At 36.2% G+C, this 25,162-nt stretch carries 20 protein-coding genes and 1 riboswitch; of the genes, 3 read left to right on the forward strand and 17 right to left on the reverse strand.

Going from position 1 to position 25,162, the window contains the following annotated elements; translation table 11 throughout:
- Positions 1 to 7: 7 nt before the first annotated feature.
- From NCE97_RS12390 to NCE97_RS12430, 9 genes are all read right to left on the reverse strand, one after another.
- On the reverse strand, positions 8 to 334 hold the full coding sequence (locus NCE97_RS12390; protein ID WP_353779588.1) for a nucleotide pyrophosphohydrolase: 327 nt from the start codon (positions 332 to 334) through the stop codon (positions 8 to 10).
- Between the two features lies 1 nt (position 335).
- A complete protein-coding gene (locus NCE97_RS12395; RefSeq protein ID WP_353779589.1) occupies positions 336 to 2,351 on the reverse strand; it encodes a DUF3857 domain-containing protein in 2,016 nt (671 codons plus the stop codon).
- A gap of 7 nt (positions 2,352 to 2,358) precedes the next feature.
- Positions 2,359 to 4,257 carry a DUF3858 domain-containing protein gene (locus NCE97_RS12400; protein WP_353779590.1) on the reverse strand — a complete coding sequence of 633 codons (1,899 nt, stop codon included), beginning with the start codon at positions 4,255 to 4,257 and terminating at the stop codon, positions 2,359 to 2,361.
- A gap of 69 nt (positions 4,258 to 4,326) precedes the next feature.
- The gene (gene dtd, locus NCE97_RS12405) at positions 4,327 to 4,779 is read right to left on the reverse strand and encodes a D-aminoacyl-tRNA deacylase (protein WP_353779591.1); all 453 of its coding nucleotides are present in this window, start codon (positions 4,777 to 4,779) and stop codon (positions 4,327 to 4,329) included.
- A 3-nt stretch (positions 4,780 to 4,782) separates the two neighbouring features.
- Positions 4,783 to 5,733 (reverse strand): ribosome small subunit-dependent GTPase A, encoded by a 951-nt coding sequence (gene rsgA, locus NCE97_RS12410; protein WP_353779592.1) that lies wholly within the window; start codon positions 5,731 to 5,733, stop codon positions 4,783 to 4,785.
- 56 nt (positions 5,734 to 5,789) lie between these two features.
- Positions 5,790 to 6,872, reverse strand: coding sequence for a chorismate mutase (locus tag NCE97_RS12415; protein ID WP_353779593.1), 1,083 nt, complete (start codon positions 6,870 to 6,872; stop codon positions 5,790 to 5,792).
- A gap of 22 nt (positions 6,873 to 6,894) precedes the next feature.
- On the reverse strand, positions 6,895 to 7,752 hold the full coding sequence (locus NCE97_RS12420) for a prephenate dehydrogenase (protein ID WP_353779594.1): 858 nt from the start codon (positions 7,750 to 7,752) through the stop codon (positions 6,895 to 6,897).
- A gap of 4 nt (positions 7,753 to 7,756) precedes the next feature.
- Positions 7,757 to 8,902 carry a pyridoxal phosphate-dependent aminotransferase gene (locus NCE97_RS12425; protein WP_353779595.1) on the reverse strand — a complete coding sequence of 382 codons (1,146 nt, stop codon included), beginning with the start codon at positions 8,900 to 8,902 and terminating at the stop codon, positions 7,757 to 7,759.
- Positions 8,899 to 9,726: a prephenate dehydratase gene (locus NCE97_RS12430; protein WP_353779596.1), complete on the reverse strand. Its 828-nt coding sequence runs from the start codon at positions 9,724 to 9,726 to the stop codon at positions 8,899 to 8,901. Before NCE97_RS12430 ends, NCE97_RS12425 begins: the two co-directional genes overlap by 4 nt.
- A 255-nt stretch (positions 9,727 to 9,981) precedes the next feature.
- Between NCE97_RS12430 and gldA the strand changes: the two genes are divergently transcribed.
- A complete protein-coding gene (gene gldA / locus NCE97_RS12435; protein WP_353779597.1) occupies positions 9,982 to 10,875 on the forward strand; it encodes a gliding motility-associated ABC transporter ATP-binding subunit GldA in 894 nt (297 codons plus the stop codon).
- Between the two features lie 181 nt (positions 10,876 to 11,056).
- On the opposite strand, the gene NCE97_RS12440 is transcribed toward gldA, so the two are convergent.
- The 8 genes from NCE97_RS12440 to NCE97_RS12475 form a co-directional block, all read right to left on the reverse strand.
- Positions 11,057 to 11,803: a head GIN domain-containing protein gene (locus NCE97_RS12440; protein WP_353779598.1), complete on the reverse strand. Its 747-nt coding sequence runs from the start codon at positions 11,801 to 11,803 to the stop codon at positions 11,057 to 11,059.
- Positions 11,804 to 11,861: 58 nt separating this feature from the next.
- Entirely contained in the window at positions 11,862 to 12,956 is a 1,095-nt protein-coding gene (locus NCE97_RS12445) for an acyloxyacyl hydrolase (RefSeq protein WP_353779599.1), read from the reverse strand.
- Positions 12,957 to 13,005: 49 nt separating this feature from the next.
- Positions 13,006 to 14,265: a pyridoxal phosphate-dependent aminotransferase gene (locus NCE97_RS12450; RefSeq protein WP_353779600.1), complete on the reverse strand. Its 1,260-nt coding sequence runs from the start codon at positions 14,263 to 14,265 to the stop codon at positions 13,006 to 13,008.
- 76 nt (positions 14,266 to 14,341) lie between these two features.
- Positions 14,342 to 15,298 carry a methylenetetrahydrofolate reductase [NAD(P)H] gene (gene metF, locus NCE97_RS12455; protein WP_353779601.1) on the reverse strand — a complete coding sequence of 319 codons (957 nt, stop codon included), beginning with the start codon at positions 15,296 to 15,298 and terminating at the stop codon, positions 14,342 to 14,344.
- A gap of 171 nt (positions 15,299 to 15,469) precedes the next feature.
- Positions 15,470 to 18,145, reverse strand: a complete 2,676-nt coding sequence (gene metH, locus NCE97_RS12460) for a methionine synthase (protein ID WP_353779602.1) — start codon at positions 18,143 to 18,145, stop codon at positions 15,470 to 15,472.
- A 4-nt stretch (positions 18,146 to 18,149) separates the two neighbouring features.
- Positions 18,150 to 19,163 (reverse strand): homocysteine S-methyltransferase family protein, encoded by a 1,014-nt coding sequence (locus NCE97_RS12465; protein WP_353779603.1) that lies wholly within the window; start codon positions 19,161 to 19,163, stop codon positions 18,150 to 18,152.
- Positions 19,164 to 19,165: 2 nt separating this feature from the next.
- A complete protein-coding gene (locus NCE97_RS12470) occupies positions 19,166 to 20,248 on the reverse strand; it encodes a homoserine dehydrogenase family protein (RefSeq protein ID WP_353779604.1) in 1,083 nt (360 codons plus the stop codon).
- Positions 20,235 to 21,410: a trans-sulfuration enzyme family protein gene (locus NCE97_RS12475; RefSeq protein ID WP_353779605.1), complete on the reverse strand. Its 1,176-nt coding sequence runs from the start codon at positions 21,408 to 21,410 to the stop codon at positions 20,235 to 20,237. The genes NCE97_RS12470 and NCE97_RS12475 overlap by 14 nt, the downstream gene beginning before the upstream one ends.
- Before the next feature lie 121 nt (positions 21,411 to 21,531).
- Positions 21,532 to 21,665: riboswitch (SAM riboswitch) on the reverse strand.
- A 235-nt stretch (positions 21,666 to 21,900) separates the two neighbouring features.
- Between NCE97_RS12475 and metK the strand changes: the two genes are divergently transcribed.
- The gene (gene metK / locus NCE97_RS12480; protein WP_353779606.1) at positions 21,901 to 23,154 is read left to right on the forward strand and encodes a methionine adenosyltransferase; all 1,254 of its coding nucleotides are present in this window, start codon (positions 21,901 to 21,903) and stop codon (positions 23,152 to 23,154) included.
- A 141-nt stretch (positions 23,155 to 23,295) separates the two neighbouring features.
- The gene (locus NCE97_RS12485; protein WP_353779607.1) at positions 23,296 to 25,116 is read left to right on the forward strand and encodes a peptidase associated/transthyretin-like domain-containing protein; all 1,821 of its coding nucleotides are present in this window, start codon (positions 23,296 to 23,298) and stop codon (positions 25,114 to 25,116) included.
- Positions 25,117 to 25,162 lie beyond the last annotated feature (46 nt).

Genomic DNA, 25,162 nt, shown 5'->3' on the forward strand with positions numbered 1-25,162 from the left:
GTCGCGTTTACTTTAGCTTTTCATTATTATGGTGTCTGTCATGGTCGCGCTTGGTCTTCTTGTCCATCTTTTTATCGAAAGCGGCTTGCAAGTCAATCCCTGTTTGATTGGCAAGACATAGCACTACAAAAACCACATCTGCTAATTCTTCTCCTAGATCTTTATCCTTATCACTTTCTTTTTCGCTTTGCTCCCCATAACGCCTGGCAATAATACGTGCTACCTCTCCTACTTCTTCTGTAAGTTGTGCCATGTTAGTGAGCTCGTTAAAATATCTCACGCCATGGTTTTGAATCCAGTCGTCAACAATCTTTTGGGCGTTTTTTATATCCACTTTATATTCTTTTTAGTACGATCTTTTCTGATATCTTTTCAATATAAGCATTAAAATATTGTCTGAATGCTGTATAGTCGTTTGCAGGAACAAAAGAGTAATTGAAATTAAACCCTATGCGCAATTGAATATAATTGCCATTCTGCATTATTGTATATTTATAATCACTGATATTGTCTTCTGAAAGTTTATAGGATACACTTTCTGGTAATGATTCTACTTCATATCCTTCTGGCAACATTATGTTTACCATATAGTTTTGAGAAAAAGGATGTACAAAGTCTATTGGGTAATCTCGGGTTTCTTCTTTAAATGGCGTTTCTTCTATGGTATAAAACAGCAATGGTGAAACGTACAATTTGTCTCCAATCTCTTCAATGAGTTCTTCCGAAGAAAAGTCGAACTTCTTTACGTAAGGCTTTGTAACTTCTTTTTCGTTTTGAACTTCGAGGTTTTCAACTACCAATTCTATGTCTCTGTCTTCGAGCTTCTCTATCTTTTCTTCTGTTGTTAATTTTAGCTCTCTCTTTCTCATATTCTGAGCATAATGGAGCGTACAATGATCTCTTATTTTACCTTCTACAGAAAGATCTGGATTGATTTTGTAATTAATAGACTTAGTTTCTACTGAAGGTGAGCTTTGTTGCAGAGAAATCCATGTAGAACTACCATTTTTTCTTATTAGTCTACCACGCCAATTCATTGCTCTTTCTGGTAACAAATTAGGGATGCAATAAGGGTCTGTTGCATCTAGTAAAATGGTTCCATTCGGGATTTCGATTACAGATACTACATAGTTAAACCCGTCTAGAGTAGCAGTAATAGGAATTCCGTTAGCTTTAGTACTTACCAAAACTGGGTTGGCGTTTAAGCCAGCATGCCTTAACATTGATGTTAGCATTAAATTGATTTCTGCTACGTTTCCACTGCCTTCTTTATAGGCTTTTTTCACACCATCGTTTACAAATTTACCTATGTAACCATTCCATTTTACCTTCGATTTTACAAAAAGAAATACTGTTGCTGCTCTTTGCATAGGATCACTAATCCCCGATAAAGCGGCATCTAATTCGCTTTCATAATACGATGCTTTTGCTAACTCACCTCCAAAACCTTCACTTCTGTAAATGGTTTTTGCAATCTTATCCCAGTTTGAAGAATAGTCGGTAATCTGGCCTCTTGGACTTTTATAAAAAGTGTACTCCCAAACCATTTTGGCTATATAGTTATTGAGGTTGTCAACGAAATTTTCTTGCTTTAATGGAGGAATATTTTCTAAGTTAATGTCAGTAATATTTTCCTTAAACTCGAAGTCTGATGAACTAAAAGATGTTTGTGTTACATATCCATCTGACCTATTTGCATTTGTGATTGTTTCTTTTCTATCTACTGTTGAGTCTACAAAATTTGGATAGAATGCTGCTTTTGGGTTTATGGTCTTTTTGAAATTAAAAAACTCAGGGATTCTTACTCTAATATCTAGTTTTTTGATTGGGACAAGGTCTTGTAAATAGATATCATCTATTACGCCGATAAATGGCGACTCCATTTCGTATTTTAACTCCACAACTGAGCCTTCTTTGACATTAGGCAATGCAAATGAGGCTTTTTTCCAATATTCATTTACTTCTTCGTCAAATATACCTTCATTCTTGAGTTTAGTTTTTTCTACCTTACCATTGTTAAGGTTATATGTATATCCTTTTATTCCAAATAACTTTGTCCTTTTGGTAGTGCTTTCATTATATAATCTTACGGAATAATTCGCTCTATCTAAGCCTTCTTTATTATATATCTTAACCCTCATCTGCACTTCTCTTACTTGTGTAAACCCTTCTTGCTTATCGAATCTATAATAAATCCTTTCGCTTTTATATAGAATTTCAGCATCGGCGTTCGGATTTATCTCCGATGCTTGAGATTCTAACTCTTGCTTAGAGACTTTTCCAAACTTAAAGTTTTGTGAATGGATACTGGTAGCGATTAATAGTAGAGCTAGGGTAAAAAATGTTCTCATGTATTGGTTAATTTACTTTTAATACGATTTTTGATTTATCTGCTTTGGCTATTGCTTTTCTAAAACTTCTGAAGTCATTATAACTAGCTGCATCAAACAATCCTTTGTTCAGTGTCAGTTCTCGCTTTACAGTAATTATATTGTCTTTTTCTTGAGCAACTTCGTATTTGTAACTTCCAAACTCGTTTGAAATTTCAACAGGTTTTGGAATTGCTTCGACAGTAGTGTTTTCCGGGATTTTTAAAGTGTAGTAATCTTTATCTGTTATACCTCTATCTATTTTAATATCGTAAATCCTGTTTTTATCTCTTGGAGGTATATAACTGAGCTTATTGAAAAAATTAGGAGAAAACAAAAATCTTCCTCCAGAATTCTTAGCGTAATTACTTGCGCTAATTTCTATTTCTTCTGAAAAACGAATCTCGTCTTTGTCATTAGATAGTTTGATGTTTTCAATTTCTAAACGGTTGATGTCTTCCCAGTAATCTTCTTTATAAACTAATTTCTGATCGGATGGTGTCTTTCTTTCAATTGAAGAATGGAAATAATAGCGTGTACCTTCAGTATTTATATTAACATGCCCTGTAATATCACCTGAGTCGGAAAGCTCAATTTCTGCCGTGGTGTGTTTTAGATTATCTGAAGCTTCGTATGTCTTGGTGTGAATAATTTTACCTCCTTCTGGTGTGATTAACAAGGCATCTCTATCATCGGTAAAGTTCGCTATATAACCAAACGGTGTTGTTTGGCTGGTACATTCTAACCATATATAATCTTCTTCATGTGGTACCGCTAAAATGACATGGTTACCTTCTGTTACCGAAAATTCTTTATCCATATTTCTAATTGATCTCCCTCCATAAATTACAGTATAGTATGCTGGAACATCGACAGCTTCTAATAAGGCTTTGGTGTAATTTGAAAGTCCTTTACAATCACCATAACCCAATCTATCTACATCTTCGGCAATAATTGGTTTCCATCCTCCTATACCTACTTGTACACTGATGTATCGGGTTTTGTCTTGTACGTATTGATATACTCTTTTCGCTTTTTCGAGATCAGAATCTGCATCGCTGACTAAGACTCTGACCTCATCAATAACTTCTTGTGGAAGATTTCTGGTATTACTAATCAATTTGTCATTCATCCATTTTCCGAAATCATTCCAATCTTTGTTGGATCCCTTTAATCCTTTCATATCAAACTCTTCTAGAGCTACCTTCATGTAAGGTACAATGCTTCTAAAATCTGGACTGTATACTTCTCGCTTTATTGCTTTTAGGTTTTCTGCAACAAACACCCAATCAGACTCCTGATTAATATTGAAGCCTTCAAAATTAGTTTGCTTACTTGCTAAATTAATTCCAGACGTGTTTATGATTTCATACTTGGAATGTTCTGTACTTACTTCATATCCTTCAAGTGGTAACCACCCTGTAATAAATGCGGTCATCGAATACTCAACCTGACTGGTATACTCTACTGTATATGGATAAGAAACTGCTGTATATTCTAAATATTTTACTCGATTGTCTGAGTACATCGTACCTCCATCTACGGCACTTACATCTCTAAAATCATTTTTCTTAATACGTTTTATTTGCTTACCGTTCTTGTCAAAAATCTTTACTTCTAGCTTTTTGATTTTACGTGTGTCATTATAAAGTTCTGCTGCATCAATGTAGCGCTCACCTTTAGAATTTAAAACCGTAACGACTCTTGTAATATCCTTGACCATTTTGTTGTAAGCACTTATCGTAATGGTAGTTCTAGACTCCCTAATTACAGCATTAGCATCTTCAGTAAGGCTTTCATCTATGGCTAGGCTTGAATAATCAGTAGTTTGTGAAAAACTAAAACAAAAAAACAGTAGTAATGTGTAGGTTATATAGGATTTTTTCATTGTTTAATCGGTTGCAAGACAAATCTATAATAATTCAAAATACTATCTTTTAAAAAATAGTAAAGAATTCTATTCTTTGTTTTTGGAGTCAATAATTATGGTTACTGGGCCATCATTCAATAAATCCACTTTCATATCTGCGCCAAACTCACCTGTTTGAATGGATTTTCCTAAATCTGTTTCCATTTGTTTCACAAATGCCTCATATAAAGGAATTGCTACATCTGGTTTTGCTGCCTTAATATAGCTAGGTCTATTTCCTTTTTTTGTACTGGCATGAAGTGTAAATTGGCTCACGACTATAATATCTCCATTGTTGTTTAATATAGAGTTATTCATAACGCCGTTATCATCATTAAAGACACGTAGGTTTACAATCTTATTGCTTAGCCAGTTGATATCCTCTTGTGCATCATCATCTATGATGCCTAGCAATACCAAAAGTCCTTGGTTTATTTTGGCTACAACTTCGTTATTGATCGTTACTGAAGCATGTTTTACTCTTTGTATTACTACCTTCATGCCTTAGTCATTATCATAATTATCTGTTCTGTAATGCTCATCTTCTCCTTCTAAAATCTGAATATAACTTCTGTAGCGAGAATAGGCAATCTCATCATTTTCCAAAGCCTCTTTTACAGCACATTTGGGTTCTTTTAAGTGTAAACAATTATTGAACTTACAGTCTTGTTTTAATCTGAAAAACTCTGGAAAATAATCTCCAACTTCTTCCTGGTCCATATCTACAACACCAAAACCTTTAATTCCTGGCGTGTCTATGATTTTGGCATCAAAACTTAAGTCGAACATTTCGGCAAAAGTTGTGGTGTGCTGACCTTGCTTATGTTGCTCAGAAATCTCCTTAGTTTTAAGATCTAACTGAGGTTCTATTTTATTGACTAAAGTAGATTTTCCAACTCCAGAATGCCCAGAAAACATTGATACCTTACCAGACATCATCTCTTTTACCTTATCGATATTTTTGCCTGTTTTTGCTGAAATCTCTATACAATCGTATCCTATCTTCTTATACAAACTCGACAGATACTTTACTTCAAACATCGTATCCTCGTTATAGGTATCTTCTTTATTGAACAACAATACAGCTTTAATAGAATACGCTTCTGCGGTAACCAAAAATCGATCTATAAAACTTGGAAATGTTGGTGGATTATCTATAGTCACCAACAGGAATACCTGATCTATGTTGGCTGCAATAATGTGCGTTTGCTTAGACAGATTTACCGACTTACGCACTATATAATTGCGCCGCTCATGAATTTGGTTAATAATTCCTGTAACCTGATCATTCTTAGATTCGAGCTCAAAAGTAACCTGATCGCCTACTGCAATGGGATTAGTGCTTTTTATTCCTTTGATTCGGAATTTGCCCTTAATCCTGCACTCATAAGTTTTACCGTTTGGTGTCCTAACGATATACCAGCTTCCTGTTGATTTGTAGACGGTTCCTGTCATTAGTTACAAAGATGTAAATAATATACAAAACAACGCCATATTATAGCAAGAAGTCGTTAATCGTTGATAATCTTCTCTTGGTGATTGATCGATTCCTGGTGAATGGCTTTAAACACTCTCAAGATAAATTCCTCACTCAAGTTCTTCTCTTCGCCTTGTAATATCATCTTGCCCAAAATCTCATTCCAACGTTTTGTTTGCAGTACTGCAACATTGTGCGCCTTTTTAAGCGATCCGATTTCATCAGCAACTTTCATACGTTTTCCAAGCATTTCTATAAGCTGATGGTCAACCACATCGATTTGAGTTCTTAGTGTATTAATCTTGTTCTTGAATTCTGCTGCTTCTCCAACTTCTTTTCTAATACGAAGATCTTTTGTCATTTGTATCAACGTATCTGGTGTGATTTGTTGCTTAGCATCACTCCACGCTTTGTCTGGATTATGGTGTGTCTCTACCATAAATCCGTCATAATTAAGGTCTAATGCTGTTTGACACAAGTCGAAAATGATATCTCTCCTACCAGCAATATGAGAAGGGTCCAAAATTAATGGTAAGTCTGGAAATCTATTTTGAAGATCAATCGCTAATTGCCATTCTGGATTGTTTCTGTAACGGGTTTTCTCATAGGTTGAAAACCCTCTATGAATAACACCCAAGTTTTTGATGTCAGCTGTATAAAAACGTTCTACTGCACCTAGCCATAATGCTAAATCTGGGTTAACTGGGTTTTTAATCAGTACAGGTTTATCAGTACCTTCTAAAGCATCCGCAATTTCCTGCACAATAAATGGGCTTACTGTTGTACGCGCACCAATCCAAAGAATATCGACATCGTGTTGTAATGCTAAATCTACATGATTGGCATTAGCTACTTCAGTAGTAATCAACATACCCGTTTCTTGCTTTGCTTTTTGAAGCCACTTAAGACCCAAAGCGCCTACACCTTCAAAATTGCCTGGTCTGGTTCTAGGTTTCCAGATACCTGCTCTAAGCACTGTAGCATCACTGTCTTTTAGTTGATGTGCTATATTTAAAACTTGCTCTTCTGTTTCTGCACTACATGGCCCCGCGATAACTAATGGGTGCTCCAACCCAAAATTGTCTAACCATGTTCTTAATTCTTTCTTGTTTTCCATAGTATTTGAGTAATCTCTTCTTTTAAACTTTTATAATACCTTCCAATATGTCTCTAATATGATTAATTGCTTTCATTTCGTCGTAAACACCATCAAAATCTCCTGATTCCATAAGTGCTTTAAACGCTTTGAGGTTTTCGATATATTCTTCTAATGTCTCAATGACATTGGTTTTATTTTGCCTAAAAATTGGTGTCCACATATCAGGCGAACTTTTTGCCAAACGCACAGTACTTTCAAAACCACTGCCAGCCATATCGAAGATGTCGCGTTCATTCTTTTCTTTTTCAATCACAGTTTTTCCTAGCATAAAGGAACTAATGTGCGATAAATGTGATACATAAGCGATATGCTTATCATGGGCTTTTGGATTCATATATCGAATTCGCATGCCTATAGTTGAAAACAGATTCAAGGCTTGCTCTTGAAGCTTGAAAGCGGTTTCTTCAACTTCACAAATAATATTGGTCTTACCTTCATATAGGCCATTGAATGCTGCCGAAGGTCCAGAAAATTCTGTTCCAGCGATTGGGTGGGTTGCTAAGAAATTGCGTCGCTTGGGATGTTGTTTTACTTTCAGACAGATATCTTCCTTCGTTGAACCAACATCAACAACCAAAGCATCATCCCTTACCTCGTCTAATATCTTCGGAAGTAACTCCACAGTGGCATCTACAGGAATTGCAATAATCACTAGGTCTGCATTTCCTAAATCCGAATAATCTGTCTTATGATCAATGATGTTTCGCTGTAAAGCTTCATCTAGATGATCTGAATTCTGATCAATCCCGTGAATCACTTTTTCTGGAAAATGCTTCTTGATGTCTAAAGCAAAGCTTCCGCCTATTAATCCAACTCCTATTATATATATATTCTTCATAATTCTAACTTACTCTTGCAATCGCTTCTTCTATATCTTCAACTGTTGCACACAATGATATTCTTATGTAACCTTCTCCATTGCTTCCAAAAATGGTTCCTGGTGCAATAAAAATGGAATGTTCTTTCAGCAATAAATCTATAAACTCTTCAGCTTTAGTAAATGGTGGCAACTTTGCCCAAACAAACAATCCTGAAGCATCTTCGCTATAGGTACAGTTTAACGCTTCGGCTAGTTTCCAAACCAATTCTCGGCGTTTTTGATACACACTATTCAAACTGATATACCAAAGTTCTGAACATTGCAACGCTTCAATAGCGCCTTTCTGAACACCATAGAACATTCCAGAATCCATATTGCTTTTTACCTTGAGAATTTCTTTGATATAATCTGAATGTCCTAGAACCATACCAACACGCCAACCTGCCATATTAAAGGTCTTGCTTAGGGAGTTTAATTCTAAACAATGCTGCTTAGCATCTTTGTAGTTTAGTATGCTTCGTGGACTATCGTTGAGTATAAAACTATACGGATTGTCGTTGACAACGAGTATGTCGTTTCGTTTGGCAAATGCTATGATATCATCATAAGATTTATGTGTTGCTTTTGCTCCTGTTGGCATGTGTGGATAGCTAATCCACATGAGCTTGACTTTGCTCAAATCTTGCTTTTCTAGTTCTGAAAGGTTTGGCAACCAATTGGTCTCATCGGTTAAATCGTAATACATTGGTTCTGCTCCGACCAGTTTTGTTACCGAACTGTATGTTGGATATCCAGGATTTGGAATCAGCACTTTATCACCTTCATTGAGAAACGCCATAGAGATATGCATAATGCCTTCTTTACTTCCCATTAAGGGTAAGATTTCAGAAACTGGACTCAATGCCACCTCGAATTGTTCTCTATAAAAATAGGCTATGGCTTCTCTGAGTTCTGGCAGGCCTTGATAGCTTTGATACTTATGCGCTGTTGGATCTGTAAGGCTTTCTGTCAATGCCTTAACGACCTTATAAGGTGGTTCCAGGTCTGGGCTTCCTATACCAAGGTTAATGATAGGTTTCCCATGTGCCTTAAGGATAGCTACCTCTCTCAATTTTTTAGAGAAGTAATATTCTTTTACGGTATGTAGTCTATCTGCTGGACCGATCATTTTTTAGCATTTTTATATTCTCCCAATATCTTTATTTCTACAGCCATAATCTCCATGATTGCAATTGCTTTTTGGTAATCTCTATAGTCTTCAAAAGTAACATCTACAAAAAAGGCGTACTTCCAAGGCGTATTAATTTTTGGTAAGGATTGAATCTTCGTCAGGTTCAATTTACAATCACTCATCACATTTAGTATAGCAGCCAAGCTTCCTCTTTTGTGATCTAATTCAAACTTTAAGGATGCTTTGTTAATTTCAGACTCAGAGATTTCGTGATTTTCTCGTTTTACGATTACAAATCGTGTTTCGTTGTGCTTTATGGTCTGAATACTTTCTGCCAATATATTGAGATTGAAAATCTCTGCCGCCAAATCACTAGCTATTGCAGCTACACCACTCAATTGATTATCGGATATACGCTTGGCTACTTCGGCAGTATCTTTATCTTCAATTAGCTTGATTTGCGGATGTCCTTTAAAGAATTCCTTGCATTGTAACAATGCCATCGGATGCGAGTACACTTCCTTTACATCTTCAATGCTCTGACCATTTAGCGTCATCAAATGGTGTTGCACATTAAGGTAATGCTCTCCAACGACATGCAAGTTATGATCATCAATCAAAGCATAGTTAGGAATTATAGATCCTGCAATAGAATTCTCAATAGCCATAATAACGGCGTCGGTTTGCTTTTGCAATAAACTATCCACCGCTTTATCGAAAGACAAGCATTCCTTTACCTCAATATTGTTTCCAAAGTAAGCCTTAGAAACTATGTGATGAAATGATCCTTTTACGCCTTGTATTGCTACTGAATTAATCATGTAATTGTAATCAAAAAAAAAGTCCCGATTTAAAACCGAGACCTTCATCAATATTATATACTTAACTAGCACATACACGGTCTCGTTTCTCTACTAAAGAAATAAAACCAGTTATAATATGTGTGAGCTAATGTCATGTTTTCGTTTTTGTTATGGCTAAAGTAACTAATTAATTAAAAAATCAAAATGTTAGAGAACAATTTTTTGTTTAGTTCGTTGATTTAATACTTATTTTTACGACAAAGTGAATTTTTTATGTCTATAGACGTCTCTAACATTACCAAAACTTATGGAGAGCAGAAGGCTCTGAATGATGTATCGTTTAAAGTTAGTAATCCTGAAATTGTTGGTTTTCTTGGTCCAAATGGCGCCGGAAAATCGACCATGATGAAGATTTTAACGACTTACCTCAATGCTTCTGATGGTAGCGCTTCGGTAAATGGTTTTGATGTGGTTTCAAAAAAGAAGGAAGTACAACAGAGTGTTGGGTATTTGCCTGAACATAATCCATTGTACTTGGATATGTACGTTAGAGAATATCTTCAGTTTAATGCCAATGTCTATAAGGTTGAAAAATCTCGTATCGAGGATATTATTGAACTCACTGGTCTAACTCCTGAAGCGCATAAAAAGATTGGTCAATTGTCTAAAGGATATAGACAACGTGTTGGTTTAGCCAATGCTTTATTACACGATCCTGAAGTTCTTATCCTAGATGAACCTACTACTGGTCTTGACCCGAATCAATTGGTCGATATTCGTAATCTTATAAAGACAATTGGCAAAGAGAAAACCGTGTTTTTATCGACGCACATCATGCAAGAGGTAGAAGCCATGTGCGATCGTGTCATCATAATCAATAAAGGTGAAATTGTTGCCGACAAAACACTTTCTGACCTGAGACAGGGACAAGAACAGGTTGTTATCGTGGAGTTTGACTATCGTGTTGAGGATGCTTTCTTATTGAAGCTTCCTAAAGTGAAATCTGTAAAGAACACTCAAGATTTTATTTACGAGATTACATTTTCTACAGATGAAGACATGCGTTCTCATGTGTTTGACTTTGCGCATGACAACGAGCTGAAGATTCTTCAACTTAATCAAAAGAATGCTAGCTTGGAGAGTTTGTTTAGGGATCTGACGAGTTAATAATTATATTTAATTATGGCGGAAATTTTACCAGGCATCTTTAAGTTAATAGGCGCGAGTTTGAAATGGTGCTTCTATTTAGGAAAAAAAAGCTATAAGGATATTTTAAAGGAAGAATGGAATACGCGACTTGGTTTTTTTCTCATAGTAATCATATTAGTAATAATTTTTGACTCCCCTTCTATTGAAAAATAAGTTTCCCTGTATACTGTTGATCGATATCGACAACAGCAGGTTGATTTACAGATATAAGGTCTCCTGTACCTCTTAGAATTCCTGTTAGGGATTGTTGTGGGTTTACAATCATATCATTGCTCCCGCGATGGTCTATAATTACCTCTTCAGCAATCAGTTCTGCACCTTCAAACCGTCCCGAACCTGAAGCGAAGAAGATATGTAATGTTTCCGTAGCACCATCAATATATTGACTAGATAGGTTGTTTGTAACAACTCGCAACTCTTCAAGATTAACAGATAATCTAAAATCTCCTGTTGTATAACTACCTGGTGCATTAAAGTCTTCTGACAGCAGACTTAAGCTTGTAAAATTAAGAACGCCATCGGATCGAATCTCGTATTGTGTTGAGCTTCTAATTTCAGTAATATCTGGAGCAGACACATATACTTTTGTAGAAACATAATCTCTTACATAGTTGCACGTATTATCGTCGGTTAATATCAACTGATTACCAGAAACTCTTGCAGACACGTCGCTAATAAGGTTTTCGCCGGCTTCAATAACTACAGAAAAATCAGTGTCTTGTTTGAGGATTAGCTCTACACCTCTATTCACCAAAATCCTGGAGAACGCAGAGACATCAACCCGCTCTTGAACAATATCGCCAGATGCTTGAATGCAATCGTTAGCATTTTCGCTGCTGCAAGCAAAAAATAGTGTAATTACTAATATGTATAAACCTTTCTTCATAATAGATTCTGCATCGTACTTCGACTTCGCTCAATGTTCGTGCAGAATGACATTTTATTTATAATCTAATTCCAACTCCAAATTCTACTGCTTCAGCTTTAGCACCATGAGATTTTAAAGTCATAGCCCCAAACCATTTCTTTCCGAAATAGCGTTTTAGCCCAACTCTAAAGTACGTCCTCCCTTCAAAATCATAAGGATAATAGACATAGTATCCTAACTGTGTTAATACAGAAAACTTATTAATAAATAGCTCGTGTCCTGCAAAAACGCCTACACGTTTAAAGTCTTCATCTCCTGATATATTTTCTTCGGGAAAGGCAATAGATTTAAACCTAATCAGTTCCTTTAGAAAGTTAGAAAAGAATACCTCTGCACCTAACTGAATTGCACTTTTATGACTCAATCGCTTATCTGCATAAGCTGACACTATATAAAACGGAAACTGCCCACTGTCAATAATATCACTCTCATTGATTCCACTTCTAAAGACAACATTGTATCGTATTGGCTCAGTATACTTTTCGTCCGTTAAGGTATCGATATATTCTAGGTCTTCATCTTCAAAATTATAGTTGAGTCCTACATTAAATGTAATAGAATTGACACTGGTATTTGGTGCTTTCACATTTGCATTGGAATAATGGATTAATGATAATCCTGCTTGTATTCCGAAGTTATCAATGATGCGTTCTTTCTTATAATTGAGCATCAGAAAGGTGCTGCTTAGAAATTTTGAACCAAAGGCAATGTTTTTGAAGTTCTCCTCTTTGTCATAAGGATTGGTTGTGTAAGCTAGTCCTTGCCCAATGCGCATCATGAGGTTACGCTTGAAAAAATAGAAGTTGAAATGTGCGTAGAGTCCATAATTGTTCCCTAGCACACTATTTTTGAGGTTTTGATAGCTAAACGACACTCCATAATCGGGATAGTTGTAGCGTTGCTGCCAATCTTCTTCGCCAAATGTTTTTTGATTCCAACTTAATATGAAGCCTTCAGGATGTCCTTGTATGAGATGAAGAATGTCATCATTATGCAATGCGATATTCCCTTTGAAATAATTGAGATCGAGATACGAACGTGAAGATTTTTCTTCTTGAGCGTATCCTATCAGAGTCGCAAATACAAATGCAAAAAGTAGCTTTACCTTCATCGCAGTTTTTGGAATGATGCCAAAGGTAAAAGAATAATTGAAATCTGAATTAACTTAGTCTTTGTAAAGCACTTTCTAACAGTTCAAAAATCGTTGCGATGTCTTCTTTTTTAGCAGTTCCTACGGATAATCTAAACCAATTAGAACTCGTTGAAGCTCCAAACGCATAGAATGGGACTACTGCCAGCTTCGCTTCTTTGAGAAGGTATGAAGTGACTTCTTTTATATCTGATAAAACGTTTCCTTGAGGTGTTGTTTTTCCAACTAAATCGAATTGAACTGTAAGATACAACGCGGCTTCTGGCTCGATAGCATCTACTGAAAAGCCTTTGCTCTTTAATTGTTGAAAGCCCTCGTAAAATGTAACTAAGCGATCACTCAATTCTGATTTAATCCAACCAAGATATTCTGAAACTTCTTCGTCTTGTCCAAGATAATTAGCAGTCGCAATTTGTTCTGCCTTAGGTGACCAAGCACCAATATGGCTCAACATAGCTTTCATTTTTGCAATAACATGCTTTGGTCCAAAAGCCCAACCTACTCGTACTCCTGTTGACGCAAATGCTTTTGAAATACCATCAACAAAAATGGTATAATCGCGCATTTCTGAAACTAATTCAACCGGATTATAATGCACAGTTTCACCATAAGTGAGCTGCCAATAAATCTGATCGTAAAGCACATATAGAGGCTTAATACCTAATGCGTTTCTTCTATTATTTTCAGCAACAACAAGATTGCAAATGTCTAAAAGCGCTTGTTTACTAAAGGTAGTTCCTGTTGGGTTTAGTGGAGAGCATAAGGCTAATAAACTAATATCCTGAACATGTGGAGCGATATCCTCTGCTGTTGGCATAAACTTATGCTCTGGTTTGGTCTCAACTACAACAGCATTGTTTCTAGCTAAATAGGTGTAAGCGTCATTATTCCATGATGGAACTGGATACAGCACACTGTCATTAACATCCAAAACGGTTTGATAAATGGCATAAATTAAAGGCCTAGCACCTCCTGAAATCAAAATCTCATCAGCTTCATAATCCAATCCCAAGCGTTGCGACAGGTAGCTAGATACTGTATTTCGCAATTCTTGCATACCATTTGCCGCAGGATAGTTGGTATGATTAGACTCATACGCTTCTAAAATTTGTGATTTTAATGCATTTGGAATTGGAAAAATACTTGGATCGAAATCTCCAATCGTTTGATTGTAGATGGTTTCTCCTTGTGCTTTTAGGGCATTTACTTCTCCAGCAATTTTAATGATTTCAGAGCCTTTTAAGCCTTCTGCTAATGATGATGTTTTCATAATGAGGGGTATGGCAAAACTGCCATTCTAATTTTTTGCAAAAATACTATTTCTCAAGCATTTTTTGATATAGAAATCAAAATACATTTGAAGCAACCGCTTTGATATTATCCGACTTCCCCATGGAGTAATAATGTAGCAACGGAACACCTTGTTTAATAAGCTCTTTGCTTTGTGCAATACACCATTCTATGCCTACTTCTCTAACTTCTTTGTTGTCTTTGCATTTTACAATACTCATAATTAAATCATCTGGTAAATCTACTTTAAATCGGTATGGAATAAGGTTGAGTTGTTTTTTTGTAGCTATAGGTTTCAACCCTGGAATGATTGGCACTGTAATATTTTCTTTTCGGCACTTGTCTACAAATTCGAAATACTTCGTGTTGTCAAAAAACATTTGCGTAACAATATAATCTGCACCTTCTTTAATTTTCTTTTTCAAAAAATGAATATCACTATCAAAACTTGGTGCCTCAATATGTTTTTCAGGATAGCCAGCGACACCTATACAAAAATTGGTTGCTGATGTATTTTGAAGTTCTTCTTCTAAATAATTTCCATTATTTAATGCGCTTATTTGTGACACCAATTCGCTTGCATAGGCATGTCCTTCTTTTTCTGGTGTAAAATAGGCTTCACTTTTTACAGGGTCACCTCGTAAGGCCATTACATTATCTATGCCTAAAAAATCTAGATCAATTAGAAAATTTTCGGTGTCTTCTTTGGTAAATCCTCCACACAAAATATGAGGAATAGCATCAACTCCATATTTATTCTGAATCGCCGCACAAATACCTACTGTACCAGGTCTCTTCTTAACGACTTGTTTTTTTAATAGGCCATTTTCTAGTTCTTTATAAACATATTCTTCCCTATGATACGTGACATCAATAAAAGGAGGTTTAAATTCCATTAAAGGGTCTATGTTATTAAATATAGAATCGATATGCTCTCCTTTGAGTGGTGGTAATATTTCAAAGGAAAACATCGTTTTGCCATTAGCCTTTTTGATATGTTCTGTTACTTTCATAAAATTTATTTTGCCATGATATAAGCTGCTGTCAATGCTAGTGTGGCTAGAACAATAATCTGCAAAACAAACTTTATTTCTAATTTGTATTTTTTCATTTTCTGTTGATTTTTCACAGTCTAATTTCCAGCTTTAAGATGCGTTATCAGTGATTTTTCTTATAAATAATTGTTATGTTTCTATTAGGTTAGGGTTTAGCCATTTTTTGGCTTCTTCTATTGTGATGTCTCTTCGCGATGCATAGTCGTTTAATTGGTCTTCTGTGATTTTTCCTAGTCCAAAGTATTTCGCTTCAGCATTAGCAAAATAATATCCAGACACGCTCGCAGCAGGCCACATCGCCAGACTTTCGGTCAACTTTACACCAATTGCCTCTTCTACATTGAGCAATTCCCAAATGGTATTTTTCTCTAAATGGTCTGGGCAAGCAGGATAGCCAGGAGCTGGTCGAATCCCTTTGTATTCTTCCTTGATTAGTTCTTCGTTAGATAAGCGTTCTTTTGAGGCATAACCCCAATGTTTTACTCTGACTTGTTCGTGCAAGTATTCTGCAAACGCTTCTGCTAAACGGTCTGCTAAAGCTTTAACCATAATTGAATTATAATCATCATTATTAGCTTCATATTCCTTTGCTAATTCATCTGTTCCGAAGCCAGCAGACACACAAAAGCATCCTATGTAATCTTCTTTTTCTGATGTTTTTGGTGCAATAAAATCCGCTAATGCAAAATTTGGGACGCCTTCCCTTTTCTTTAATTGTTGCCTTAGTGTTAAGAAGGTATTTTGCAGCCCTCCTTTTTCGTCATAAACTTCTATATCATCATCATTACTATTGGCAGGAAACAAACCAAAAACAGCTCTTCCTTTAAACAATTTTTTATCTAATATCTCTTGAAGCAGTTCTTTCGCGTCTTCATATAATTCTGAAGCTTGTTGCCCAACGATGTTATCTTTCAAAATGTCGGGGAACTTGCCGTGCAAATCCCATGATCGGAAAAATGGACTCCAATCTATATAGTTTACCAGATTAGATAATTCAAAGTCTTCAATAACTTGAACACCTAATTGGTTTGGTTTTACAATTTCTGTAGTATTCCAATCGATATTGAACTTTCGCTTTCTAGCTTCTTCAATGGATCGATATTCTTTTTGCTTACTTCTGCTTAAAAATTGCTCTCTAAACTTATCATACTCCTGTCTCAATTGAGTTTTAAAAACCTTATTGTTTTCTTGAAGTAAATTACCAACAACTGTTACTGCTCTTGATGCATCATTTACATGTACCACTGTATTCTGATACTTTGGAGCTATTTTAACCGCAGTATGTGCGCGAGACGTTGTAGCACCTCCAATTAATAATGGAATATCCATCTGTTGTTTATCCATCTCTTTTGCTAGATACACCATTTCGTCCAGTGAAGGCGTGATTAAGCCACTAAGCCCTATAACATCAACACCTTCTTTTTTTGCTGCTTCAATGATTTTTTCTGGAGGTACCATGACGCCTAAGTCCACAATCTCATAATTATTGCAACCCAAAACTACAGATACAATATTTTTCCCGATATCGTGCACATCGCCTTTTACTGTTGCCATTAGTATTTTACCTGCACTCTGTGCTGTGCCATCTTTTTCAGCTTCAATAAATGGTTGCAGATAAGCTACTGCTTTTTTCATGACCCTTGCAGATTTCACGACTTGTGGTAAGAACATTTTTCCGCTTCCAAATAAATCGCCAACGACATTCATCCCGTTCATAAGATGTCCTTCGATGACTTCAATAGGTTTTGTAACTGATTGTCTTGCAGCTTCGACATCTGCTTCTATAAAGGTGTCTATTCCTTTTACAAGGCTATGTGTGATTCGCTCTTGTAAGTCTAGCGAACGCCATTCCAAAACTTTTTCCTTGGTTTGCTTTTTAGCATTTATGGTTTCAGCAAATTCCAATAAACGTTCGGTTGCATCGTCTCGTCTATCTAATAATACATCTTCTACATGCTCCAATAAATCCTTTGGAATATCATCGTACACTTCTAACATCGTTGGGTTGACGATTCCCATATTCATACCATGCTGAATGGCATGATATAAAAATGCTGAATGCATCGCTTCTCTAACTGCATTGTTTCCTCTAAATGAAAACGACACATTACTCACACCTCCTGAAACATTTGCGTGTGGAAGGTTTTCTCGTATCCATTTAGTCGCTTTAAAAAAGTCTACTGCATTTTTACGATGTTCTTCCATACCTGTAGCGACAGGGAAGATATTAGGATCAAAAATGATATCTTCTGGTGAAAATCCTACCTTATTAATTAATACATCATAAGAACGTTTACATATCTCTATACGACGTTCATAAGTATCTGCCTGCCCTAACTCATCAAAAGCCATAACTATCGTGGCCGCACCATAGCGTCTTATAAGCTTTGCCTGTCGAATAAATTCATCTTCACCTTCTTTTAGGGAAATGGAATTCACAACACATTTCCCTTGTGCGACTTGCAAACCTGCTTCAATGATTTCCCACTTAGAACTATCTATCATGATCGGAATACGAGCAATATCTGGTTCTGATGCAATAAGATTCAAAAAGGTAGTCATGGCTTTTACACCATCGAGCATTCCTTCATCCATGTTTACATCCAATATCTGTGCTCCACCTTCAACCTGATCTCTAGCGACCTCTATGGCTTCTTCATAATTCTCTTCCTTTATAAGACGTAAGAACTTACGAGAGCCCGTAACATTGGTTCGTTCTCCAACATTAATAAAATTACTCTCTGGTGTTATTACCAAAGGCTCGAGTCCACTTAATTTCAGGTATTTAGTTCTGTGTTCACTCATAGATTCAGTTTTCAATTAAGCTTGTATTGGCAATTTTTCTTGGCTTATATTTTTCTGCAACTTCTGCTATGGCTCTGATATGTTCTGGACTGGTACCACAACAACCTCCAATAATATTTATTAAGCCATCTTTTAAATAATCTTCAATAAGTGCTTGCATAGCTTTTGGCGACTGATCATATTCTCCAAAAGCATTGGGTAAGCCAGCATTAGGGTGTGCTGAAGTAAAAAACTCTGTTCCTCTCGCCAAACGTTTAAGGTAAGGATGCAATTGCTCTGCTCCTAGCGCGCAGTTAAACCCAACAGATAATAATGGAATATGTGATATTGAAATCAGAAACGCTTCTACGGTTTGTCCAGATAACGTTCTCCCAGAAGCATCAGTTATGGTGCCTGAAACCATTACTGGCACATCAATATTTCTCTCATCTTTCACATCTTCAATAGCAAATAATGCAGCCTTGGCATTTAGGGTATCGAAAATAGTTTCAACCAATAGTATATCCACACCTCCATCTAATAATGCTTCAACCTGAAGTTTATAGGCTTCTTTTAGCGCTTCAAAAGTTATGGCTCTATATTCTGGTCTATTGACATCTGGTGATAGACTTGCTGTTTTATTAGTTGGACCAATACTTCCTGCAACATATCTGGGTTTTTCTGGGGTTTTAATTTTGAATTCGTTTACGACTTCTTTAGCAATCTTTGCGGATTCGTAATTAAGTTCATAGACCAATTCTTCCATTTCGTAATCGGCCATTGCTATGGTTGTTCCTGAAAACGTATTGGTTTCAATAATGTCTGCACCAGCTTCAAGATATTTTCTATGCACCTCTTTGATGGCTTCGGGTTGCGTAATGGATAGCAGGTCATTGTTCCCTTTTAATGGAATTGGGAAATCCTTAAAGCGTTCACCTCGAAAATCTTCTTCAGAAAAATTGTACTGCTGCAGCATGGTTCCCATGGCTCCATCCAATACTAAAATGCGTTTTTCTATGTCTTTATATATCGTGTTCATATTTAATTTAGACTATGTGATACTTTTAATACATCAGCAAATAACCCTCTAGCTGTTACAGATTTCCCTGCGCCTGCGCCTTGAATAATCAAAGGGGTATTGCCGTACGATTCTGTGTAAACTTCGAAAATTGAATCTGCATCTTTCAACTGTCCCAAAGCCGAAAACTTGTCTACTGTAGTAAGCTTCACTTCCATTTTTTTGGTTTGGGTATCTAGCTCAGCTACGTAACGCAATACGCGGTTATTCTTGATGCTCTTCTTTAATAATAAAAATGGTTCGTCCAACTCTCGCTTCCTTGTATTGAATTGATGCAGAGTTGTTTTTCCGTTGAGTTTTTTTGGCACTAATGATTGTACTTCAACATCATTGAACTCACTTTCAATATTTAATTCTCTGGCTAAAATCAATAGCTTTCTTGCGACATCCTTTCCTGATAAGTCCTCTCTAGCATCTGGTTCTGTTAATCCAATTTTAGACGCATTATTAAGCACTTTTGAAAACGGTAAGTCCTCACTTGAAAACGCATTGAATATATAGCTCAAGGAACCTGAAAAGACACCTCTTATCTTTTGGATTTTGTCTCCAGATAGATAAAGATTTTTTATGGTGTCAATAATTGGCAATCCTGCACCTACATTGGTTTCATATAGAAATTCTTTATTATACTTTTTCAAAGCTTGACGCAACTCTTTATAAAACTCATAATGCAAGGTGTTTGCGATCTTATTTGCAGACACAATATGAAATCCATTCTGGATCAGTGGAATGTAATATCTCACTAAGTCCTCACTAGCTGTTGCATCTATAGCAATTAAGTTTTCATAGCGTTGCGCGTTTACATACTTAATGATATCGGAAACTTGATATGGAAACGATGCTGTTTTAAAATTAGCTTCCCAAGCATCTGAAACACCATCTTCATTGAAAAAAGCGTACTGAGAATTTGTAATTGCGACTAGGTTAACTTGTAACTGTTGTTGTTGTTGTAAATCCTTTTTTGCAGCAATAATCTGTTGTACGAACGTGCTGCCTACATTGCCAATGCCAAATACTACGATATTGATATTCTTATGACTCGACATAACGTTTCTTTTTAAGTTCAGCTACTGTGATAAATGCCTGATTTAAATCATTAATTAGGTCTTCAGCGTTTTCAATGCCACAGGAAAGGCGGATTAAAGAGTCTTTGATTCCTGCTTGTAATCGGCGTTCTCTAGGAATAGACGCATGTGTCATTTGAGGCGGGTGACACAATAAACTTTTAACACCTCCTAAGCTTTCTGCTAGCTTAAAATACTGCGTGTTTGTGACAAAATCATTAGCAGTATCTTGGGTATCATCTTTTAATGTGAAGGATACAACACCTCCAAACAATCCGTTTTGTTGCTGTTTAGCAATAGCATGATTTTTATGAGATACTAATCCAGGATAATACACTTGGTCAACAGCGGGATGGTTGATCAAAAAGGCTGCTACTGTAAATGCATTTTCGCATTGTTTTTTATAGCGAATATCAAGTGTTTCTATTCCTCGTAGCGTTAAAAAACAATCCCATGGTCCTAAAACGGCACCCGAAGCATTTTGTACAAACTTTAGCTGCTGCGAAAGTTCTTCTGTACTTGTAATCACCAGACCAGCCACCAAATCGGAATGACCTCCTATATATTTTGTCCCGCTATGTATAATGATGTCTGCACCTAGCGCAATAGGTTTTTGGGCAATTGGACTTGCAAAGGTGTTATCTACCACCAATAAAGCATTAACGCTTTTTGCGATGATGCTAATGGTTTTAATATCTGAAACTTTTAGAGTTGGGTTGGTTGGGGATTCTATCCAAATCAACTTGGTTTTGCTACTGACTTTGTTAGCAATATTAGAAGCATCTGTAGTATCTACATAATGCACTTTTATTCCTAACTTTTCATATACATGTGTAAACAATCGGTAAGCACCTCCGTAAATATCATCTACAGCAATGATTTCGTCTCCAGATTTGAGAAGTTTCAATACAGCATCGATTGCTGCTAAACCGGTTGAAAATGCGAAAGCGGAATGACCTCCTTCGAGTTGCGCTACGACATCTTCTAAAGCCTTTCTGGTTGGATTATTGCTTCTTGCATAATCGTAACCTTTGTTAACTCCAGGTGCGTCTTGTATAAAAGTTGACGTTTGGTACACAGGTACCGAAATTGCTCCAGTTAATGGATCACTTGGAATTGAATGAATAATTTTTGTTGCACTCATTTTTCTAATTTTTTTGAGTTAATAAATAATTAAACCAAAAGTCAAAATGCGCCTGTTACAGCGTACTTAATAGAAAAATGTTATAAAGAATAATACCTCAACTACCGGAAGTAATTGGGTCTTGTTATCTATCCTTTGGCATTTCTCGATTACACTCGAAATGACAAATTGGTAGAATTTAGCACCTTCTTTGTATAGAACAAAGGGTTGCTAAGGCTTCTCAGGGTCTATTCCCTCCACCTTTCTTGATAACATCTCAGTAAGTTTTTGAACTTTATTGTGTACAAATATTGCGTAAGAAAAATGTAAAAACCAAATAACTGTTCAAAAAAATTAATTTCTGACTTCAAAAAGTTTAATTTTTTTACATTTGCATGATAATTTTTGGAGGATAAATTTGACTGATTGCAACCTCAATAAAAAATGCTAAAGGCAGTGTAAACTTCCTTTTGGTCTTTCGTCAAAACCCCTATTTAGAAAATAAAATTTTATGCCTTATTTATTTACATCTGAAAGTGTTTCAGAAGGACATCCAGACAAAGTAGCTGACCAGATTAGTGATGCGTTGATTGATCATTTTTTGGCTTTTGACCCTGAATCTAAGGTCGCTTGTGAAACTTTGGTAACTACAGGACAAGTAGTTTTAGCTGGAGAAGTAAAATCCAATACTTATCTCGATGTGCAAAAAATTGCAAGAGATACCATCAACAAAATTGGTTACACTAAAAGTGAGTATATGTTTGATGGAAATTCGTGTGGTGTATTTTCTGCTATCCACGAGCAGTCTGAAGACATTAATCGTGGTGTAGACAGAGCTAGTAAGGAAGAACAAGGTGCTGGAGATCAAGGAATGATGTTTGGTTACGCCACCAACGAAACTGATAACTATATGCCTTTGGCTTTAGATCTTTCGCATCTTATACTTAAAGAATTAGCCGCACTTAGGCGTGAAAACAAGGATATTACTTACTTAAGACCCGATTCTAAAAGTCAGGTGACTATTGAGTATAGTGACGATAATGTACCACAGCGCATCGATGCTATTGTGGTTTCTACACAACATGACGATTTTGGTTCTGATGAAGCTATGCTAGAAAAGATTCGTGAAGACATCAAAAATATTCTTATCCCTAGAGTTGTTTCAAAATTACCAGACCACATTAAGACCTTATTTAATGATGATATCAAATATCACATTAACCCTACAGGGAAGTTTGTGATTGGTGGACCTCATGGTGATACTGGTTTAACTGGGCGTAAAATCATTGTAGACACTTACGGTGGAAAAGGTGCTCATGGTGGTGGTGCATTTTCAGGCAAAGATCCAAGTAAAGTAGACCGTAGTGCAGCTTATGCTACTAGACATATTGCTAAAAACTTAGTTGCCGCAGGTGTTTGTGATGAAGTTTTGGTACAGGTAAGTTATGCCATCGGTGTTGTAGAGCCAACATCAATCTTCATTGACACTTACGGAACATGCCCTTTTAACATGACTGATGGTGAAATCGCTGAGAAAGTAAACGCCATTTTTGATATGAGACCTTCTGCAATTGAGTCTAGATTAAAATTGCGTCAACCTATGTACAGCGAAACTGCAGCTTACGGACATATGGGGAGACCAAGTGAGACGGTTTCAAAAACTTTCACACAACCAAATGGTGCTGCTAAGACCATGGATGTAGAATTATTCACTTGGGAGAAATTAGACCATGTAGATAAGGTTAAAGAAGCTTTTGGGCTTTAATAACCTAGCCTTTTCAATAAAAAACAATCCCTTGCAAGTCTTTATTTGCAAGGGATTTTCTGTTTCAACTACTTTATTTTTAAAAACTTACGCAACCTTTTTAGAGTTTTACCATCTCATAAGAAAGCAACCATATCAATAATGAAAAACTTCCACTCAACCTTAGTTATATTTCTCTTGTTATGTTTTTTAGTATCTTGTGATAACGACGATAGTCCTTCAAACACTAATAACGGAGGGAATAATCAAAACACTGAAGCGTTCTCACAGAACTTCGGCAACGAAATTTCCAGATCCTTTTTAGGTACTGTTATCGACAAAAACAAAAACCCTATAGAAGGGGTTACCATTAGCATTGGTAATGATATAGAAATTACAGATATCAACGGGGTTTTCATTATCAACAATGCAACAATCAATGAACGCTTTGCTTATATAAGAGCTGAAAAAGATGGATATATTCACGGATCTAGAGCTGTCGTACCAAGTGAAGGCACCAATAAAGTAACCATTATGCTTTTAGAGGAAACTGTTGTTGGCACTACGTCTAGTGGCACTTCAGAAACAATAAGCATGGGCAATGGTGCTTCAGTAGCTTTAGAAGGAGATTATACGAAAGATGATGGCACAAGCTATGAAGGCAATGTAGATGTAATTATGCATTTCCTTGACCCTATAGATGAAGATATGCAGTCCCAAATGCCAGGCATGCTATATGCTGCGAACAGCAATAATGAAGAACGTATGCTGCAAACTTTTGGAATGTTAGCCATAGAGCTTAGAGGAGCTGGTGGTGAAGACCTCAACTTAGCTGATGGTTCTGAAGCCGAAATCACAGTCCCTTTAGATCCAAGTTTGGTGGCTAATGCGCCTTCTACCATTCCACTTTGGTCTTTTGATGAAGTAAATGGCTACTGGAAAGAAGAAGGGCAAGCTAATTTAGTTGATAATAGCTATGTTGGTACTGTAACACATTTTAGCTTTTGGAATTGTGATATCCCAGCTGAAGCGGTGAACTTATGTATTACAGTTCAAGATGTTAATGACAATCTTGTGAATAATTTAAAAGCTATAATAACTAGCACTAATTATGGTTCCACTAGTGGCTATAGCAATGCTTCCGGAGAGGTCTGTGGTTTGGTTCCTGCAAACGAAACACTAGATTTAAGCTTATTCACGACCATATGTGATACTACAGAAGTATTTTCGGGTAGTATTGGCCCTTTTTCTAGCGATTCTGAAATACTAGTCAATTCTTTACAATTAGACGATCTAATCACTGAAGCTGTAGTCGGTAGTTTTAACGATTGCGATGGACAATCTATAGAAAACGGGTATGTTGTCCTTACCTATGATGAACAAGACTTTTATCAAGAGGTTGATGATGGAAATTTTGAAATCAATATTATAAGATGTGTCGACGATAACACTTTTTCCATTAATGCTTATGATTTTGACAATCTACAAACTAGTGGCGATATTAACTTCACGTTTACAACTCCTGATACAAACCTCGGAAATCTTCAATCATGCAATGATTTGACAGAGTTTATTCAATATACAATAGATGGTGACACATTCATTAGAACCATGAACATTACAGCTTCTTTCAATGAAAACAGCCCTATAAATGGTGGTCCTTGGATTCAAATTCTACCAGAATCAGATAATGGCTCCTTTAGCTTAAACGGAGCTCTTAATTCTTATCCATTCATTGGAACCTACCCTGTTGCTGACATAAACGATGATAATGCCATTGGTTTTAGCATGACTATTACCGTCCCTATTTCTGAAAGTACTTCACAAATGTATTCTCTTCCACTAGAGGGTACATTTAATGTTAATCACATAGGAAGTGTAGGCGAGTATATTGATATAAGTTTTACAGCAACTTACGATAGTGGAATCCCAGGGAGTCCTGCAATTGCCAGTGGATTAATTCATGTAATTAGGGATCAGTAAAATATTTTGATTAACACCTAGGATTTTTTATTTTCTGACTGTTATA

Source organism: Winogradskyella sp. 3972H.M.0a.05, from assembly GCF_040493455.1.
GTDB lineage: Bacteria > Bacteroidota > Bacteroidia > Flavobacteriales > Flavobacteriaceae > Microcosmobacter.